At 67.9% G+C, this 19158-nt stretch carries 17 protein-coding genes; 15 read left to right on the top strand and 2 right to left on the bottom strand.

The window, feature by feature from the left end; all coding sequences use genetic code 11:
• From BM150_RS25180 to BM150_RS21820, 9 genes are all read left to right on the top strand, one after another.
• The coding region (locus tag BM150_RS25180) for a TipAS antibiotic-recognition domain-containing protein (RefSeq protein ID WP_175496967.1) at positions 1-161 on the top strand (161 nt) is incomplete at its 5' end.
• A 150-nt stretch (positions 162-311) separates the two neighbouring features.
• Positions 312-827: a hypothetical protein gene (locus BM150_RS21785; protein WP_092929579.1), complete on the top strand. Its 516-nt coding sequence runs from the start codon at positions 312-314 to the stop codon at positions 825-827.
• Between the two features lie 88 nt (positions 828-915).
• Positions 916-3621 carry a M48 family metalloprotease gene (locus tag BM150_RS21790; RefSeq protein WP_092929581.1) on the top strand — a complete coding sequence of 902 codons (2706 nt, stop codon included), beginning with the start codon at positions 916-918 and terminating at the stop codon, positions 3619-3621.
• 305 nt (positions 3622-3926) lie between these two features.
• On the top strand, positions 3927-4886 hold the full coding sequence (locus BM150_RS21795; protein WP_245755669.1) for a CPBP family intramembrane glutamic endopeptidase: 960 nt from the start codon (positions 3927-3929) through the stop codon (positions 4884-4886).
• 252 nt (positions 4887-5138) lie between these two features.
• The gene (locus BM150_RS21800) at positions 5139-5624 is read left to right on the top strand and encodes a fluoride efflux transporter FluC (protein WP_425427439.1); all 486 of its coding nucleotides are present in this window, start codon (positions 5139-5141) and stop codon (positions 5622-5624) included.
• Positions 5624-6007 (top strand): fluoride efflux transporter FluC, encoded by a 384-nt coding sequence (locus BM150_RS21805; protein ID WP_092929583.1) that lies wholly within the window; start codon positions 5624-5626, stop codon positions 6005-6007. Before BM150_RS21800 ends, BM150_RS21805 begins: the two co-directional genes overlap by 1 nt.
• A 224-nt stretch (positions 6008-6231) precedes the next feature.
• A complete protein-coding gene (locus BM150_RS21810) occupies positions 6232-7215 on the top strand; it encodes a mechanosensitive ion channel family protein (RefSeq protein ID WP_092929585.1) in 984 nt (327 codons plus the stop codon).
• A 223-nt stretch (positions 7216-7438) separates the two neighbouring features.
• Positions 7439-7768, top strand: coding sequence for a PadR family transcriptional regulator (locus tag BM150_RS21815; RefSeq protein WP_092929587.1), 330 nt, complete (start codon positions 7439-7441; stop codon positions 7766-7768).
• A gap of 2 nt (positions 7769-7770) precedes the next feature.
• Positions 7771-8127 (top strand): DUF1048 domain-containing protein, encoded by a 357-nt coding sequence (locus BM150_RS21820; protein ID WP_217641831.1) that lies wholly within the window; start codon positions 7771-7773, stop codon positions 8125-8127.
• A gap of 935 nt (positions 8128-9062) precedes the next feature.
• Here the strand turns inward: BM150_RS21820 and BM150_RS21825 are convergent.
• Positions 9063-9476 (bottom strand): hypothetical protein, encoded by a 414-nt coding sequence (locus BM150_RS21825; protein ID WP_092929591.1) that lies wholly within the window; start codon positions 9474-9476, stop codon positions 9063-9065.
• A gap of 314 nt (positions 9477-9790) precedes the next feature.
• Between BM150_RS21825 and BM150_RS21830 the strand changes: the two genes are divergently transcribed.
• Positions 9791-10762, top strand: coding sequence for a bile acid:sodium symporter family protein (locus BM150_RS21830; protein WP_092929715.1), 972 nt, complete (start codon positions 9791-9793; stop codon positions 10760-10762).
• Positions 10763-10946: 184 nt separating this feature from the next.
• Here BM150_RS21830 and BM150_RS21835 read toward each other — a convergent pair whose 3' ends face one another.
• Complete coding sequence (locus tag BM150_RS21835; RefSeq protein ID WP_092929593.1) at positions 10947-12794, bottom strand: glycoside hydrolase family 9 protein; 1848 nt, start codon at positions 12792-12794, stop codon at positions 10947-10949.
• 406 nt (positions 12795-13200) lie between these two features.
• On the opposite strand from BM150_RS21835, the gene BM150_RS21840 reads away from it, so the two are divergent.
• The 5 genes from BM150_RS21840 (at position 13201) to BM150_RS21860 (ending at position 18727) form a co-directional block, all read left to right on the top strand.
• Complete coding sequence (locus tag BM150_RS21840) at positions 13201-13515, top strand: type VII secretion target (protein WP_092929595.1); 315 nt, start codon at positions 13201-13203, stop codon at positions 13513-13515.
• A complete protein-coding gene (locus BM150_RS21845; protein WP_092929597.1) occupies positions 13515-15089 on the top strand; it encodes an alpha/beta hydrolase in 1575 nt (524 codons plus the stop codon). Before BM150_RS21840 ends, BM150_RS21845 begins: the two co-directional genes overlap by 1 nt.
• Positions 15090-15326: 237 nt before the next feature.
• Positions 15327-16505 (top strand): metallophosphoesterase family protein, encoded by a 1179-nt coding sequence (locus BM150_RS21850; RefSeq protein ID WP_092929599.1) that lies wholly within the window; start codon positions 15327-15329, stop codon positions 16503-16505.
• A 171-nt stretch (positions 16506-16676) separates the two neighbouring features.
• Positions 16677-17477 (top strand): SDR family oxidoreductase, encoded by an 801-nt coding sequence (locus tag BM150_RS21855; RefSeq protein ID WP_092929601.1) that lies wholly within the window; start codon positions 16677-16679, stop codon positions 17475-17477.
• A gap of 326 nt (positions 17478-17803) precedes the next feature.
• The gene (locus BM150_RS21860) at positions 17804-18727 is read left to right on the top strand and encodes a DNA-processing protein DprA (RefSeq protein ID WP_092929717.1); all 924 of its coding nucleotides are present in this window, start codon (positions 17804-17806) and stop codon (positions 18725-18727) included.
• Positions 18728-19158: the final 431 nt, after the last annotated feature.

Genomic DNA, 19158 nt, shown 5'->3' on the forward strand with positions numbered 1-19158 from the left:
GCTGGTTCTACGAGTGCTCCTACGGGATGCAGCGTTCGTTGGCCGAGATGTATCTGGCCGACGAGCGCTTCACGGCCACCTACGAGCGCGAGGTGGGTACCGGTGGTGCCCGGTTCGTGCACGACGCGATCCTGGCCAACGCCGAGCGCGCCGACGGGTGACTCGTTCGCCGAGCCGGTGGTTTCACCAGCGGTTCTTCCGCCAATCGCGCTGCTCTCCCCCAGCACACGTAATCCGAACGGCCGAGTGACAGCGCGAGTCGAGGTCGACGAGAATCGGTTCTCGGGCTGAACGTTGCTGGGGGTTGACTGGTGGGAGAAGACGAGCGGCGGGAGTTCACCGTGACCACGGCGCGCCGCGTCGTCGAATCGTTGGCTCCCGAGGAGCTGCCCTTTTTCGAGGCCGCGAGCGAGGAGTTCCTGCGCGATCCGGACCGGGCGACGGTGGTTCGGCGGCGCGGTGACGAGGCGCTGGGGTCCGGGATCGACACCGTGGTGGCGCTGCTGTCACCGGCGGCTCTGGCGGTGGCCGCCGCCGTCTACGACCAGCTGGCCGACAGGGCCGGGGACGCCGTGGTGCGCGGCGGTGACCGGGTGCTGTCCCGGCTCCGCGCCCGCTTCCGCCGTCGTGTCGAAGTGGAAAGCGACGACGATTCCGAGACGGAACCGGCGACGGCGGAATCGTTGACGGCGGGACCGCTGACCGACGAGCAGCGGGAGCGGGTGCGCGAAGTCGCCGAGGCCCGCGCCAGAGCGCTCGGCTTGGCCGAGGACCGGGTTCAATTGCTCGTCGGCGCCATCGTGGATTCCCTCGATCGGGACGACTGATGGAGTCCCCGCCGCGGGGTATGAACCCGATCGGAAGACCCCGGTGGTAACGAGTACGAATCGGAACGCGCGACCTTCCGTGGCGGGCTTGCGGGCTCCGAGCGGCACCACGGTCCACTTCGGTTCGCTGATCGCCCTGGCCTTCGGGACAGCGGCGACGATTTACTGGGTGATGCTGCCTTCCGGCCTCGCCGCCTGGTTTCGCGAGTTCGAACGGTGCCAGGTGCGTTCGGGGTACTACCCGTGGCAGCTCCCCCTGCCACGGCCCGATGCCGAACAGCGCTACGACGATCTCGCCGGATGTCTGGCCGAACGGATGCATGACCGTCTGTTGTGGACGGCTCTCGCGCTGCTGGGGATGTTCACGGTCGCGGTGCTGCTCTACCGGCTGCAACCGTGGTGGCGCATCCGGCGGCAGCGGCTGGTAGAACTGCGCTCCTCCGATGCTCCGGAGCTGACCACGTACCTGGAAAGCCTCGTGGTCGAGACGGGACTACCCCGCGCGCCGGTCTTCCTGGTCGATCCGTTCAACCCGCGTGCGGGAGGGCTCGCCTTCGGCCACGGGCGCAGGCGCTACGTCCGGCTCGATGCGGGACTGCTGACGTTGTTCCGGAACGATCCCGCGTCGTTCCGGGCCGTGGTGCTGCACGAGTTGGCGCACGTGCGCGACCGGGACGTGCCGATCACCTACTTCGCCCTGGCGGTGTGGCGATCGTTCCTGATCACGGCTCTGGCGCCGCTGGCGGTGGGCCTGCTGTGGGTGTCCTGGCAGGACGGTGCGTTTCGGAGTTCGCTCGGGATCTCCTGGCGCGTCGCCGGTCTGGTGCTGCTGGTCCACCTGTTCCGCGACGCCCTGCTGCGGAGCCGGGAGCACCACGCGGACGCGCGGGTGTCGGCCTGGCTGGGCTCGGCGGACCCGAGCCTGTGCCTACCCGCCCTGCCGGGCACGGTGACCCGGTGGCCGCCCGTTTGGCTGCGCAGGCATCCGACTCCTTCGAGCCGCGTCGCCGCCCTCCCCGAGCCGACCGCGCTGTTCCGTCCCGGATTCGGTGAGCACTTCGCCGCGGGCATCGTGTTGCAGCTCGGCTTCGTCCAGTTCGCCATGCCCATCGTCACCGCTGGTGCACCGCTCGATGTTCTCCGGTCGCTGAGCGCGGTGTGGGGAGTCTCCGTCGCGCTGCTCGTGGGCTTCGCGGCGGTGCGCGGGGCGGCAGTCGCCAGGGCTGGAGGCAGGGCACGGGGTTACCCGGCCGGAATCGGTGTCGGTGTGGTCGTCGGTGCGCTGCTGGGGGAACGACTCTCGCTGTCCACCCTCCGCGATCCGCTTCCGGGAGTCGTCGTCCTCCTCGCGGGTGGCTTGCTCGCCGTCCAGCTCGTGCTGTTGTCCCGGTGGGTGCACCGGTGTTCGCTCCTGCTGCACCGCAACCGGCTCGCGTGGGTCCGAGTTCTCGGTTGGTCCGCCATCGGTACTGCCGTGTCGCTGCTCGGCTGGTCCTGGTTGAGGCTGTGGGCTTTCTTCGAGAGCCTGCGCCTGACGCCGTCCGTGTTCGGTCGGCTCGGTGCTTCGATCACCGGTTTCGCCGCCGAGGCGGCGTGGACCGATCTGGATCGTGCGCTGCTCTCGGTGACGTGGAATCCCGTGGTGCTGGGGTTCGGCGCCCGGAACCTCGCGCTGTGCACGGGACTGGTGCTGCTGTGGGCGGTGCAGCTGCTGCTGGCGCACCGCACGCGGATCCGGTTCGCGCTGTCGGTCGGGCTGCTCGGCGCCGCCGCGTGGCTGGTCTTCGATCTGGCGGTCAAGGCGGCCATGCGCGGCACCGTCCCGCTGTCGGAGCGGAGCACCGACGCGTTCCGGGCGGTGCTGTCCGCGTGGGAGTTCGCGGGAGCGGTGGCCGTGCAGTTCACCGTGGCCGCTGTCGTCGCCGCCGTGCTGTTCCGGAGGGCGGGGCTCGCCCACGCGTTGTTCGTCGCCGCGACCACGGGGCTGATCGTCAGCGGCATGATGTGGGTGTTCGCTCGCCTCGGTGCGTGCGTGCCGCCGCTGCACGCGACGGCGACCCGATGCCCGGGAACGACGAGCGGCGAGTACGCCGCTACGGTGCTCGGCGTCGTCACGGTGGAGGGAACCGTCGCGGCCCTCGTGGGATACCTGCTCGGCAGCACCGTCCGCCGAGGGGCGCGGAGGTGGAGCGGGAGCCGTGGTCCGGAGATCGTCCGGACACCGGTCGGTGCGGGGACGAGCGAGCCCGGGCGAGCGGGGCGGATCGTGGCCGTGCTCGTCGCCGCGTCCTCGATCGTCGTGCTGGCCCTGCCGAACAGTTCGTCCGAGACCGGCGAGGAGTCGTCGGTACCGGTCGCCGCGGCGGAGCGCACCGCATCGGAGCCCCCCGAGTCGGAGAGCGGCACCGCCCCCGGGCGTGTCTGGCTCCGGCATGGGGGTTCGCGACACCTCCGAGCGGTGAGCTCGGCGACGGTCGAGCTCGGGGACGGCATCAGGTCGAACGCCGAGGTGCGCGAGGTACGCGGGAGTGCCGTCCGGCTGGCCGAGGCCGTGACCGAGGCCCGCGAGTTTCCCGAACCCCCCGACAGTCGGCGGGCCGAGATCTGGGGCGAGGCCCTGGGCACGCTCGACGACTCCGCGCGGCGGCTCGTCGAAGCGCTCGACACCGGCACGCTCGATCGGGAAGCCCTGCTCGAAGTCGTCGAATCGCTGGCGCGGGGAGTCCGCCTGTTCGAAGAGCTGATCGACCTCTGGTGCACCGAGTACGGGGACCGAGTGCTGGAGGCGTGTTGACCCGTCCTTCGTGCTCGGCGCTGCCGCGTGTTCGACTCACGGTGGACCAGTCGTCCGGAACTCGTCCGGGCCGGTGCATCCACTTCGGTCGAGCTCTATCCCGTCGGCCGTAGCCCCCGGTCAGCCAGTGCTCAGCACGCGCCGGGGGTATTTTCTTCGGTCGGTATCCGTGATCACGTCCTCCAGCAGTGCGGGTGTGCGAACGGTGGGTTTAGCGGTTCGGCACGTGGGCACGGCACTTTCCCGTCCTTCGCCGCCTCACGGGACAATGTCGTCACCGCGTTCCCGATCCAGGTTGAGGCACAGTGGACACTTCCGAAGCCGTAGACGGAGCAACCCGCCCCGCATCCCCGCTGCTCCGGGGAATACTGCGTGCGCGCCGCCCGACCGGCGCGGTGGTCGGGATCCTGGTGGTGCTCGGCTGTTTCGTGCTCGGGCAGATCGTCAGCGCCATCGCCTTCGCGATGGCGGTGGTGCTCACCGGTGATCTGTCCGTCCTGACCAGCATGCGCCTCGGCCTCGCCTCTCAGGTGGCCCTGACCTGCGGATTCATCGGTTCCGTGCTGGGGCTGGTGCTGTGGTTGCCGCTCAAGGAGGGCAGGCCGTTCGGCAGCGTGGGGTTCCTGCCCGCCCGGAATCCGGTTCGTTCCGCGTCACTGGGTGCGGGGGTGGCCCTGCTGGTGATCAGCGTGCTCGTGCTGGGCAACGTCGCGGCGAACCAGCTGGTGCTCGAGAGCTCGGGGGCGGGCTACGCGATCGTCGGTGTGCTCGTGCTGACGCTGCTGGGCTTCGTGGTGCAGGCCAGCACGGAGGAGATCCTCACCCGCGGCTACCTGATGCAGGTCACCTGGCGGAAGTGGGGGCTCACGGCCGCGCTGGTTGCCCAGGCCGTGGTGTTCACCCTGCTGCACGGCCTCAACACCGGTTTCGGTCCGCTGCCGCTGCTGAACCTGCTGCTGATCTCGTTCGTGCTGGCGTTCTGGGCGCTGGCGGAGGGCGGCCTGTGGGGTGTGTGCGCCTTCCACACGGTGTGGAACTGGTGCCAGGGCAACGTCTACGGCGTAGAGGTCTCCGGCATGAACCTCACGGCCACGCTCGCCGACACGCGCCCCGCCGAGGGCGGCAGTGCCTTGCTCAACGGCGGTGCCTTCGGCATCGAGGGCGGGTTGCCCACCACCGCCGTGCTGCTCTGCCTGCTGGTGATCGCCGTGCTGGCCTACCGCCGCCGTCGTTCGGGCTTCGCGGCCGAGCCCACGCGGTCCTGAGCGAGCACGGCTTCTCGAGCGAGCGCCCCGTCATGAGTGGGCACCCCCTCGTGAGTGAGCCCGGTTGTCCCGTTGTTCGTCGGCCCTCCGGTGTGTGTCACGTCGCTTCCCGAGGTGTTCTCGCGCTCCGGTTCGCTACACTGCCAGTGTTCCGCGCGAGCGGATCCCGGTGGTGGGGCCCGCCGGAACCAACCGCGAGGTTCGCTTCGCCGACGGTCCCTACCCGTTCGAGAACCTCCGGGTAGGGAGTCCGTGTTGCCCAACGCCCTGGTCCCGCACCGGTCGCGGGTGCTCGCCGCCGTCGCCCTCGGCGGTGCGCTGGGATCGTCGCTGCGCTACGGCGTCTCGCTCGCGCTGCCGCACGCCGACGGCGGTGCCGTCTGGCCCACTTTGACCGTCAACGTGCTGGGCTGTCTTGTCATCGGTGTCTTCACCGTGTTCCTCGAAGCGGCCGAGCCGCACCACCTGCTGCGGCCGTTCTTCGGAGTCGGGGTGCTGGGCGGTTTCACCACCTTCTCCAGCTATCTGGCCGACGCGGGCGGCCTGCTGGCCACCGGACAGCCGTTCTACGCCGCGCTGTACCTGCTGCTGACGGTGCTGCTGGCGCTGCCCGCGGTGATCTGCGGCGCGATGCTGGCCAGGATGGTCGTCGCGCGTTCGCGGCGCAGCGGCCCCGGCGCCTCCCCCGACAACGCCCATGACACCGCCCCCGAGACCACCCCTGGAACGGAGTCGTGATGACCCTGCTGCTGGTGGCGCTCGGCGGCGCGGCGGGCGCGGTGCTGCGCTACGGGATCGACCGGGGTGTGCGGCGCGGCCACGGTTCCGCCTTTCCCTGGGGCACGTTCACGGTCAACGTGGTGGGCTCGTTCCTGATCGCGCTGTTGGCGGGCGGCGCTGCCTTGTTCGACGGCTTCGGTTCCTCCGGGCTGCGCACCCTGCTGGTGGTGGGGCTGTGCGGCGCGTTGACCACGTTCAGCACGTTCGGGCAGGACGCCGTCCGGCTCTACGCCTCCGGCGCGCGTTCGCACGCCGTCCGGTACGTCTCGGGGACGGTTCTCGGCGGTGTGGCGGCAGCGGGGCTCGGGCTGGGAACCGTCGCGTTGTTCGCGCAGCTCTGATACCCGCACGACTTCGGTGGATGTTCACTTTTCGCCTGGTGAATCCGGTTTTCGGTGCGGCGATACCGGTGTTTTGCCATTTCGTGATGTCCTTGGCAGGATGAACGCCGCTTTATCGTGAAAACGGCTCAGGATGCGCTCCGCTGTTCAGCTGCCGCGCTCCGCTGTTCGGGTGAGTCGCACGAGCCGTCACAGTTGTCGCACACGCGAGAAAGGTCGTTTCGTTGCTGATCGCCGCGAATGCCACGACGCGTTTCGCCGCCGCGCCCGCGGCGAGCGTGACCGATCCGGTGGTGAACTGGTTCAACGACAATTCCGGAGCGCTGTTCTCCGGATTCGTCAACGTCGTCATCATCCTGCTCGTCGCGGTGGTGCTGCGTGCAGTGCTGGGACGGGTGATCACCCAGGGCGTGCGGCGGATGGTGAGCTCGCACCAGCGGATCAACCAGGCCACCGCCAGAGCGGGGAATCTCGTCGGGCGCAACGGCGCCGAGACCGACAACGCGGGCGAGCGGCAGCAGCAGCGCGCCCAGACCATCGGTTCGGTGCTGCGCAGCGTGGCAACGACGATCGTGTTCGGCGTGGCCTTCGTGATGATCCTCGGCGAGTTCGGCATCAACCTCGCGCCGATCCTGGCCAGCGCGGGTGTGCTCGGGCTCGCCATCGGTTTCGGCGCGCAGAGCCTGGTGAAGGACTTCCTGTCCGGCGTGTTCATGATGGTCGAGGACCAGTACGGCGTCGGTGACGTGATCGACGCGGGCGACGCCGTCGGCACCGTCGAGGCCGTGACGCTGCGCATCACCAAGATCCGGGATCTCAACGGCGGGCTGTGGTACGTGCGCAACGGCGAGATCATGCGGGTCTGCAACATGAACCAGGACTGGGCCAACGCGGTCATCGAGCTCCCGCTGGACTACAGCGTCGACATCGCCCACGCGGAGCGCGTGATCGAGTCGACCATCGAGGACTTCGCCGCCAACAGCGACTTCCGCTCCAAGATCCTGGAGAAGCCCGACCTCAGCGGGGTCATCGGCATCGGCAACGGTTCGGTGACCGTGCGGATCATCGTCAAGGTCAAGCCCGGCGAGCAGTGGGCGCTCGGCCGCGCGCTGCGTGCCCGGCTCAAGCACAGCTTCGACCAGGCCGGGGTGCGGGTGGCCTACCCGGTGCTGCCCACCAACGGAATGGGTGCGGTCAAGCAGGGCTGATTCTCCGGTCGCGCTTTCTCCGGCCGCGCTGTCGCGCCGGAGAGCACCGACCCGCTCATCGCGAAGCCGGATCCCGGACTCATCGAGTCCCCTCCCGTTCTCGGGAGGGGACTCGATTCATGTCCGGCCCGGTTTTCCCTCGTCACGGGGGATTGCCACTCCGCTATTCAGTGTTACTATCTACCAGTAGTCAGTAATACTGAGTAGACGGAGGGGCGTTGCCGTGGGCAAGCAGACGACGGAGATGCTCAAGGGCACGCTGGAAGGCGTCGTCCTCGCGATCCTGGCCGGTCGACCCGCGTACGGCTACGAGATCACCGCGTGGTTGCGGGACCAGGGGTTCTCCGACATCGCGGAGGGCACCGTCTACGCGCTGCTCGTCAGGGTCGAGAAGCGCGGCCTCGTCGACGTGGCGAAGGTTCCCTCGGAGAAGGGCCCGCCGCGCAAGGTGTATTCCCTCAACGATCAGGGCAGGGAATACCTCGAAGAATTCTGGACTGCCTGGCGATTCCTCTCCGAACGTCTCGAACAGCTCCGCGAAGGGGGCAGATGATCATGATTGTCTCGAAGTTGATCGGCGACAAGCGGCGTTACCGGCAGTACAAGGCGCGCATCAAACGGCTTCCCGAGGACTACCGCACGGCGGTCGAGGCGATCGAGCGGTACCTGATGCATTTCGTTCCCGTTGACGACGAGAGCGCGATCTCGGAGTTCGAGGATCTCGCCGAGCTGTTCGAGCGGGCCGCGTCGGACGGAACGCCGATCCGCGAGCTGGTCGGCGACGAGCCGACGGAGTTCGTCGAGGAGTTCGCCCGCAACCACACGAAGGGCGGCTACGCCCCCGACAAGGAGCGACAGCGGCTGCTCCGTGGCATCGAGCGGGCGATCGAGGCAGAGCGAGTCAGCCGGTGACGTAGCCGCGCACGCGATTCGTTCGTCGCGCCGCCGGACACTTCACCGGCATCGGTACACGGCGGTCGGCATTTCTCGACGCCCTCAAGAGCGGCCGTTTCGTCTGACAGCGGCGAACGACGAACACGCCACGCGAAACGACGAATTCGAGGGGCGGCACACACGATCGTCGATTCCCGGCGGTCGTGAGTCGCTCCTGACGCTCGGCCGGAACGCTCCGGTCGGGCGTTTTCGTTCGCCCGCCTCACCGTGCACGGAACGTGTGATACGAGAAGACCCCCGGTGATAACCGGAGGTCAACCGTGTTATATTCAATCCGCCAAGATTTGAAATAACAGTGCCGAGTGTAGCACGGAATACGCTCTCCGCCGTGGCCGATCCAGGCAGGTCACGGGTCGGATGTGTCCTGGAGACGGTTCACAGCCGTTTGTGCCCGGTCAGAGCGGGTGAAGTCCGCGTGTCCAGGCAATGCGGGCTCTAGGCGGACCCGGCCCCGTACTTGGTAAGCCCTGGCACTCATGCTCGCGCATTATCGGCCCATCATCGCCGCGCTGCGCGTAACCCCCGGACCGGCGGGCCCTTAATCCGGCTCGCGGGGTGAGCTCCGAAGTCACAATTCCGGTATACGGAAAATCCGGCTGTCGGTTGAATCGTTCCGGCGAGATCAACCCCGCCGTTTCCCGTGCGGGGATGAACGAATCCCGGCAGCGGAACCAAAGCTGTCTCACCTTTCCCCTCGATCACGGGAGAAGTGTGCCGTCAGCGGCGCTTCCCGTGATCGAGGGGGGCTCACAGCCTTACGGGTCCACGCGGGACCGGAAGGGAGACCCGCTGGTCGGCAGTGCTCGGGGCGTTCAGGGGAAGCAGCAACGAGAGGCGCCGTCGAAGTGCCCCGACGATCCGCCCGGAAAGCTCCGAGGAGCGTCCCCGCGCGATCAGCGACCCTGCCTGCTCATGATTCGCAGGATCACCAGCGCCAGCAGCCCCAGCAACGCGCCGCCCAGCAGGTTGGCCAGCACGATGCTGGCGATCGCGGGGCCGGGCAGCGGCGCGGCATCGCCGTAGAAGACGATTCGCACGATCCAGTTGAGCGCGATCGTCAGCACCCCGTACAGCGTGCCGACGATGGTCAGCGTCAGCACCGGACGCGTTGTCCTGCGCAGCACCACGACGGCCACCCAGACCGCCGCGATGAGCACGGTGACCACTATCGGGCTCCAGGGCCTGCCCAGCGTCTCGTAGACCCGGAGGAGGCCCAGCGCCGGTTGGATCAGTCCCAGTATCCCCAACGCCACGATGGTGCCCCAGTGCAGCCCGACGAAGGGCGAGTTGCGGGCCGGTGTGCTCATCTCTTCCTCGACCGAATTCCTCTCGAAACCGTTGCGACGAGATCAGCATGCCGCCGATCCCCCGCGTCGGCATCCGCACCAGCCCCGAAAGAAGGACATTTCCACTCGTTCGGTCACCGGGTGAGCACGAATCGAATTCCGCGCCGTGGCGGATCGGGCAGTTTTCCACGGGGTGAGCCTCATCGCTTTCCGCGCATCGGGATCGGCGTTTACACCGGTCACCCGCCCTGCTAGGAAAGTCGTGGATTTCTCGGTCGAGCCCGACGAACGGTGCCCGGCCGTGGCGCGCTTTCACGGTGGGAGGTTTCGGCGACATGGGTGTGCTGCGTCGCGCCGCGGATTTCGTCGGCAGCTGGTTCGCGTTGCTGGTGCTGCTGGGCGGCGTCGTGGGAATGCTGCTTCCCGGCGCCACCAGCACGCTCTCCCCCGCCATCACCCCGCTGCTCGGCTTGATCATGTTCGGCATGGGGCTCACGCTGCGCGCCCGGGACTTCTCGCTGGTGCTGCGCAGGCCGTGGGCGGTGCTGATCGGGCTGGTGGCGCAGTACCTGGTGATGCCGCTGGCCGGTTGGGCCATCGGCAGTGCGTTCGGGTTCTCCGCCGCGCTGCTGGCGGGCATGGTCCTGGTGGGCTCCACCCCGGGCGGCACGGCGTCCAATGTGGTCGTCTACCTCTCCAGGGGGCACGTCGCGCTCTCGGTGACCATGACCTCGGTGTCCACGCTGCTGGCTCCGTTGCTCACCCCGCTGCTGGTGCTGTGGCTGGCTGGTTCCAGCCTGCCGGTGGACTTCCTCGGACTGTTCTGGTCGATCGTCAAGGTCGTGCTGATTCCGGTGGTGCTCGGCATCGCGATCCGCGCGGCGCTGCCCGGGCTGGTCGAGCGGGTGCTGCCGCTGCTGCCGCTGGTCTCGGTGCTCGGCATCGTCGTCGTGGTGGCGGCCGTGGTCGGCGCCAACGCGAGCACGCTCGCCTCGGTGGGCGCGCTGCTGCTGTTGGCGGTGGTGCTGCACAACGCCTTCGGGCTGCTGCTCGGCTACGGCGCTGCCAGGCTGGCCGGGCTGGACGAGGCGTCCCGTCGCGCCATCGGCGTCGAGGTCGGGATGCAGAACTCCGGACTGGCCGCGAGCCTGGCCACCGCGCACTTCACCCCCCTGGCTGCGCTGCCCGCCGCGCTGTTCTCCGTCTGGCACAACCTCTCCGGGGCGGCGGTGGCCTCGTTCTGGTCCCGCAGGCCCAGCGGCAGCGAGACCCCGGACACCGATACGGCCGAACCCGCGCGCGGGTGACCCCCACCGGGGCGGCGGCGATTTCGCGAGAAATTGACGCGGCTACGGTGCTCGCGGCGCCGCACTCCCACGACCCTCGCGATCGGCACCGCGGCGTAGGTCGCTACTCGAGAGCCGGCCCAACGCTCCCAAGGCGCCGACTCACGTGACGGCTACCCGACCAGCTACGAAGCGGGTGAAGCTCTCATCCGACGCTGACCGCGAACAGATACCAGGTGGTGTGCGGCAGCCACTGCTCGGTCCACCGCCAGTCCCAGTCCTTGCCGGTCTCGGCATAACCCCGATTCCAGCTGATCCCGCTGCCGTCGGCGTTCTCCCCGGTGATGCCGTTGACGATCCCGCCCGCCGTGTTGAGGAACTGCCAGGAACCCTTCCACATGTAGCGCGGGTTGTTGCGGCCGCTGCCGCCCAGCATGCACACCCCGAACGGGTTGCGTCCCAGGATCCAGTCGAGCTGGTCGGTCGCGTAGCGCCGCAGCCGCCCGGCGAACTCGCCGTCGAACCGTTTCGCGGCCAGCCGGGCGGCGGTGGCCAGCGAGGCGATCCGCGCGTTCTCGCCCTGCCACCACTCGTCGCCCGGACGCGGGGTGACGTCGTGCGGGAAGAAGAACGAGCTGTGCCGGTCGCCCGTGCCGTCCTGCACCAGGTTGCGCGCGTAGCCGTACGGGTTGGTGACCTCGGCGGTGATCGACATCTCGAAGGACAGCGAGCGGCGCACCACTTCCAGCACCCGCGCGGTTCGCGCGGAGTCGGCGATGTCGAGATAGCTCAGCAGGCTCGTCACCGGCAGTCCCGCGTCGGAGGGGTGGAAGTAGGGGCGGTCACCGTCGTCGGCGCGCCAGTAGTCCTGATAGGAGTGCCAGGTGCTCAATCGACCGAGCAGGTTGTCCGCGCGCTCGTCTGCTGCCTCGCGGTAGGCGTTCTTCCCGGTGGCCCGGTGGAGTTCGACCGCGGCGATCAGCGCGTTGTAGTCGTCCTGGATGTTCTCCACGCCGTCGTTGGTCAGCTCGACGTTGTGCTCACGCAGGTACTCGAAGGCCGCTTCGGCGGTGCGCAGGTACTCGGCGGAGGCGTACTCCCCGGAGTCGTCGAAGGTGCTCGCCAGTGCCAGGGCCGCGATGGCGGCCCCCGCGCCCTCCCGGTGGTTGACCTGCCGCACCACCCGCTCGCCGTCGCGCTCGACGGTCTTCAAGAACCGCAGCGCCGGATCCTTGGGCGGTCCGGGCTGCATCACCGAGTGGCAGAAGGTGCCCTCGGGACGCTTCACCCGGTTCAGGTAGTCGGCGCCGTACAGTCCCTCGTCGCACAACCAGGTGCGCAGCTGGGTGAACTCCTCGTCGTCCCGTGCGGTGAGCTGTTCGTGGGCCTTGAACAGCACCCAGGCCGTCAGCGGGATAGACAGCGTGTTGAAGTAGCTGTGCCGCGAGAGCTGGGTGAAGTGCTTGCCGAAGTCGCCGGTCGCGTCGTACCAGCCTCCGTGGGCGTCGATGTCTCCCGATCCGTCCTCGCCGACGGGCAGCGAGTGGTCGGCCCGGTCGAACCGGCCCGAGCAGCGCGCCGACTTGAACCAGTGCACCACGTCGGAGAGCGTGTCCCGCTCCAGCGCGAAGCGTTCGATCCGGAACGGCACGGATTCGCCGCGCGTGTGGTTACCGGCGCCGACGCGCAGCACGTACTCGCCCTCGGCCGTGAACTCCGAGAAGTCGACCGTCCAGTAGTGGGTCTCGCCCCAGTCCCGGACCCGGCCGACGTGATGCGGCCCGCGGCGGGCCGCGACCTCGCCGGTCTCGTTGTCGACCAGGAAGCACCAGGCGATGGGTGCTCGATCCCCGGCCGCGAGCACGGCGGTCTTGGGCGATCCGGGGTCGTGGCCGACGTTGTTCACGTGCACCCGCACCCGGTCGTGACCTCGTTCCTGGCCGGCTTCCGGTCCGGGTTCGGCGGCGCTCGTGCCGGTGAGGGCACCCACAGCGGTTCCGCCACTCACAACCGCGGAACCCGCGAGGAAACGACGGCGATCCATGCCTGACATAACCACCCTCCGATTTGGTCTATACCTATTCGAAGGCTAGGTGCCGATGGTCGGATCATGGCAAGAGTGAATTCCCGAGTGCCGATGTTCGCGGGATTCGGTTACGACCGACGGATCCTGATGGCTGCTCCGAACGGAGCCGAGCCCGGTCTCCCGCGGATCGACCACTCCGAAGAGCCTCCTCCTCGCCCGACGATTTCGCGAGAAATCGACGGATCCCGGGGCATGCCGCCGCACCCGACCGGCGGTTTCGCGAGAAATCGATGCCCAGCCGACGAGGACGCCCGGTCGAAGACGGCTCTGGTCGGCTCCGCCGCACGGATCGTGGATTCTTCGAACATCGTGGGGTTTTCGGGAACCGGGACGCCGTCCCCGACGTCACACTGGTCGATCGGGAGGAGGGCGCATGGGAGAGATGCGGGTAGACGAGGCCGAACTGCGACAGGCGGCGAACAAGGCCGACGACGCCGCACAGCAGGCTTCGGCGATTCCGCTGGGCAGCGGAACGGAGAAGATCGTCGACGCGCTGTCCGGTTCGGACTCGGCCGAGGCGGCCGAGAAACTCACCCAGGACTGGGACGACGAGATCAACCAGTGGGCCTCGTCGATCGACGGATACGCCCAGGGGCTCCACTCATCGCTCAAGCAGTACCGCGACGAGGAGGAGGCCAACGAGGCCAACTTCGATGGCATCGAGTTTTCCGAGTTCGGAGGTCTGTGATGAGTTCGGGCATCACCATCGGCACGATCCGGAAGTGGAGACCGGAGTCTCTCGAGGACGCCGCTGGCACCATACGAATCCACCGCGACAAGCTCACCGAGCTCGACGACGACCTCGACGGCTGTAAGCCTCCGTCCAGCTGGCAGGGTCAGGCGGCTGATGCGGCACGCGGTACGCACGACAAGATCGCCGAGGCCGGGCGCGACCTGACCGCCGAGGTCGCCGCGGTGCGCGCCGCGACGATCGACGCCGCCGACGCGGTCACCTCGCTGCGGAACTCGCTCACCGAGACCGAGGATCTGGCCAGGGCCAAGGGATTCTCGGTCGGCGACGACGGTTCCATCACCGAGACCGGTGAAGAGACCGACATGCCCGAGGCCGAGCGCGAGACCCTGAAAGCCGAGTTGGCCGATCGGGTCGGCGAACTCGAACGCAGGGCGAAAAGCATCGACGACCAGTTGGCGAAGGTGCTCCGCGACGCGAGCAAGGACGAGATCGACGGGGACGGGTCGCTGGCGAACGCGGCCCAGCAGGGGGCCGAGGCGGGGGGACTGTCGGTCACGAAGCCGCCGGAGAAGGGGGATCCCGGTGCCAACGCGGCGTGGTGGAGCTCGCTGTCCTCCGACGAACGGCAGTCGGTTCTCCAGAACCATCCCGAGTGGGTCGGCAACCGCAACGGGATTCCCGCCACGGTGCGGGACGAGGCGAACCGGACGTTGTTGGACCGGGAAGAGAAGCGGCTGCAGGACATCATCAACGAGCAAACCGGTAGGGCTCCCAGCCCGGAAGTGCTGGAGGCGCGGGAAAAGCTGAAGTCGATCGAGTCCATTCGGAAAACGCTGCAGGAGGGCGACGACAAGCAGCTGCTGATGTTCGACACCTCAGCCGAACAGGCTCAAGCGGCCGTTTCCGATGGCAATGTGGACACCGCCGACAAGGTCGCCGTGCTCACTCCGGGCATGAACACCACTGTCCATGACAGCCTGGCTGAAAAGGACGATCGCATGCAGGATCTTCGGTCGGACGCGGAGAACGCGTCCGGCGAGAAGGTCGCCACCGTCACCTGGATCGGCTATGACAAGCATCCGGGACTGTTGGAGGAGAACAGCAACGATCTGGCCGAGCAGACCGGCGACGACCTGCGGCACTTCTACGAGGGGATCAACGCCTCCCGTGTCGAGGACCCCGAACTCACCGCCCTGGGGCACTCCTACGGCGCGGTGACCACCGGGCGCGCGCTGGAGCACGAGGGAATCGGCGTGGACAACGCCGTGCTGTTCGGTTCACCGGGCCCGGCCACCAGCGACGTCTCCAACCTCGAGGTCCCCGAGGACTCGGTGTACACGGTCAAGGCGGAACAGGACTACGTCGACGACGCCGGCAGCATGTTCACCTCGGAGCGGGGCGGTGAATTGGACGGCGCCACCCACCTCTCGGGGGAGGACTCGGAAGAGGGAGCGGCCACCACCGGACACTCCGACTATCTGACCGAGGGGAACACGAGCCAGCACAACATCTCCTCCGTCGTGGCGGGTGAGGAGGACGAGGTCATTCACGAGGGAGACCGGAACTGACCCTGCCTCTCGGCGCCCACCCGCGCCCGCGGCTCCTGGAGACCCCGCTCCGGCTCGGCGATTTCGCGAGAAATTTACGCCGGGGCGGGGCTCGCAGTCGGTCGTAGATCTCGCGAGAAATCGACGCCGTGGTGGGCACGCGGTTTTCACCCGGCGTTTCCGCGTTTCCCATCGAGGGGTCATCCCGCACGCCTAGGTTCGACCGGGTCGAGGTGAAACCGGACTACGGGGACGGGCATGAGCGAGGAAACGAGCACTGTCGGGCGACGTGCGTTGTTGCGGGCCACAGGGGCGGGAACCGCTGCCGCCGTGGCCTCACCGGCGATGGCGGGTGCGGAACCCCGGCGCGGTTTCGAGGCACCGGAACCGAAACTGCGGTTCCGCTCGGACGGCACGTTCCGGATCGTGCAGTTCAACGACACGCAGGACGACGAACGCACCGACCGGCGCACCATCGAGTTGATGGAGCGCACGCTCGACTCCGAGAAGCCGGACTTCGCGTTGATCAACGGCGATGTCATAACCGGGGGCTGTGACAGTGCGCTGCAGGTCAAGCAGGCCATCAACAACGTGGTCACCCCGATGGAGTCACGCGGGACTCCCTGGGCGATCACCTTCGGCAACCACGACGAGGACTCCGAGCGACAGTCCGGCATGTCCGAGGAGGACATGCTCGACTTCTACATGACCTACCGGCACAACCGGAACGAACGCGGCCCGCGCGACGTCACCGGTACCGGCGACATGGTGCTGCCGGTGAGCGGGTCGCGCGGCGGCAGGCCGGTGTTCGCGCTGTGGCTGCTGGACTCCGGTCGCTACGCGCCCGAGTCGATCGCCGGTCAGGACTTCCAGGGTTATCCGGACTGGGGCTGGGTGCATCCGGACCAGATCCAGTGGTACTCGGAGACCTCACGGCACCTCGAACGCAGGTCGGGCGGAAAGGTTCCCGGCCTGATGTGGATGCACATCCCCCTCTGGGAGCACCGCTTCATGTGGTTCTCCAGTGTGGACGGTCGTTCCGACGCCGATCACGAACGGGCCGTCGAGAAGCACGGAATCGTCGGCGAGCGCAACGAGGCCGAGTGTCCGGGGCCGTTCAACAGCGGTGTGTTCACGGCGATCCAGCAGCGCGGTGACGTGCGCGGCGTGTTCTGCGGCCACGATCACGTGAACTCCTACGTGGGCGACTACTACGGAGTGCTGCTGGGCTACTCCTCCGGAACCGGATTCGGTCCGTACGGGCTCGGCGGGGAGGATGAGCACCGGCTGCGCGGCGCGCGGGTGTTCGATCTCGACGAGAACGTCGAAGGGATGATCAGCGACACCCGCATGGTCTTCGCCAGGGACTTCGGCATCGACATGACCCCGAACGACCAGCCGATCGATCCATTGCCGCTGGGGCCGGACCAGCGCTGAACGGCAGCCGCGACTGCCCTCCCGGCCCGGCGATTTCGCGAGAAATTTACGCCGGGGCGGGGGCTGCGCCGTGGGTGGCTGGGGGCGCGGGCGGCCGTGGATTTCGCGGGAAATCGACGCCGCACCGGAAATCGAGTTGACGCCACGTCCGTACCTCGCGAGGCTCACCGCATGGGGTTGGCGGGACGTACGGCGGTGGTCACCGGTGTCAGTCGGCGGCAGAGCATCGGCTTCGCGATCGCGCGGCGGCTGCTCTCCGCCGACGTGCGGGTCTGCGCCCAGGGGTGGTCGCCGCACGACGCGGAGCTGGGGCTGAGCGGCGGGGCCGAGACCGCAGCGCCGGATTTCCGCGCCGAGCTGGGCGGCACCGGCGAGACGTTCTCCCACGCGGAGCTGGATCTCGCCGAGCCCGAGTCCCCGGCCGAGCTGCTGCGGCAGGCCACCGAGCGGTTCGGTTCCGTGGACACCCTGGTGCTGGCGCACGCCCGCAGTTCCGATTTCGACCTCGACGCGCTGTCCGCGACCGAGCTGGACCTGTGCTGGGCGGTCAACGTTCGGGCGAGCCTGTTGCTGGTTCGGGAGTTCGCGCGGCGATACCGGGAAGACGGACACGAGGAAGGTCGGCACGAGGGCCGGGTCGTGCTCTTCACCTCCGGCCAGCACCTGGCGCCGATGAGCGGCGAAATCCCCTACGCGGCCACCAAGGGCACGCTGCACCAGCTGACCCCCACCCTCTCGGACGCGCTCGTCGAGCGCGGCATCACGGTGAACTGCGTCAATCCGGGGCCGACCGACACCGGTTGGGCCACCGAGGAGCTGACCGCCTCGGTCGGCCGGGCGCTGCCGCGCGGGCGCTGGAACACCCCCGAGGAGGCCGCGGGCGTGGTCGAGCTGCTGCTCGACGAGCGGGCCACTACGATCACGGGTCAGGTACTCGACGCCGAGGCGGGCTTCCGCCGCTGGGTGCGGTGAGGAGTTGCCCACGTTTCTCGTTCGTTCGAGAGGAACGCCCGGATGTGCGGGGAGCAGTGCCGTTCAGTCTCGCTGAGGTAGTTGAGGGGACGGCAGCGAAGCCGACCTCACTGAACAGGGTGATTCCGGTGCGAGTTTCGCCGTTGTCCTGGTGAGTCGAACCCTTGTTCGATATTCTGGCCTCAACTTGAGGGGATTGTCCAAGCGAAGCAGCCTTCGAGGCAGTCGCGGGGGTGGTAGACCGTATGCGAGCAGGCGAGATCCCAACTGTTCCCGCTACCCCCTGGGCCGGACGTGGTAGCCCGAACAGCCGTATGGTGTCGAGTATGAGTTCCTGGGATGACGACGAACGGGCCGCGTTGCTCGCTCTGCTTCGTGCTCGTCCGGAGAGCATGACGTGGTCCCGGATTACCTCCGAGGTGGTCGATGCGGGAAGTGCCTGCGCAGTTTGGGAGCGCTTCGGAGTCCCCTCCCTGTTCGACGCGGATGCCGAAGTGTTCCATGATACGGAACCAGAGATCGAATCCGCTAAGGAAGACATAGCCGCCTGGCGCTCCGCCGAGTTCGACTTCATCACTTTCCGGGACGACGAGTACCCGCAGCAGCTCAGGGACGTGAACCAGTTCCCGCCGTTCGTGTTCGTGCGTGGCACGCGCGTTCCCCGCGAGAACGCGGTCTCCGTGGTCGGTTCTCGTGAGGCCTCACCCGCCGCGCGGGACACCGCCGTCGACATATCGGTCAGGTTGGTCGAGGCCGGGTTCACCGTGCTTTCCGGGTTGGCGTCGGGGATCGACACCGCCGCACACAACACGGCTCTCGAGAACGGCGGTCGGACCGTCGCAGTGATCGGCAACGGTATCCGACGGGTCTATCCAGCGGCGAATCGCGAATTGCAGGAGCGGATCGCCCGTGAGGGCATGGTGCTGTCCCAGTTCTGGCCCGATTCACCACCGGCCAAGCACACCTTTCCCATGCGTAACGTCACGATGAGTGCGTACGGAATCGCGACGATAGTCGTGGAGGCCGGTGAGCACAGCGGCGCTCGTATCCAGGCACGTACGGCCGTGGAGCACGGACGGCCCGTGATTCTGCTGGATCCAGTGGTGAGGGGAACCGCTTGGGGAGCCTCGCTGCGCGGACAACCCGGGGTGTTCGTGGTCGACAGCCCTCGATCCGCCGTCAGCGCCGTGGAGCAGATCGCTTCCGGAAAACAGCAGGTGGAAAGACTGCTTGCCGCTCCCGTGTCATGAATGGTTCGCAGCTGCACGAGACACTCCGAAACGCTCTGCTCGACCGAGTCGGTGGTTTTTTCCGCAACACGGTTCGGCACAGCGGTGAGACGTGTTCGGTGTGTACAGGTCCGGTTTTCTCGTCGGATTCGGCACGTTGTGGGGTCTGTTCGTCACATCGCGCCGAGTTCGGTGACCAGCTCGCTGATCAAGTTCTGCCACTGACCTACGTGTGCGGAAATCGTCCCCAGGGGATCCATCAGTCGGCTCATACCGTTGTGAGCTACAAACGTACTCCGGTCGCGGAGAAAAGCGTCGAAGACCTCTGCCTGATGATCATGACTGCCACCACCATCCACGCATCGTGCATCGCCGTTTCGCCCGGCCGCGCGTGGCAGGCGGTGACGTTCGTACCCTCGGCGAACAATCCAGGCCGTGGACATCCGGTGGCT

Source organism: Actinopolyspora alba (assembly GCF_900112765.1).
Classification (GTDB): domain Bacteria; phylum Actinomycetota; class Actinomycetes; order Mycobacteriales; family Pseudonocardiaceae; genus Actinopolyspora; species Actinopolyspora alba.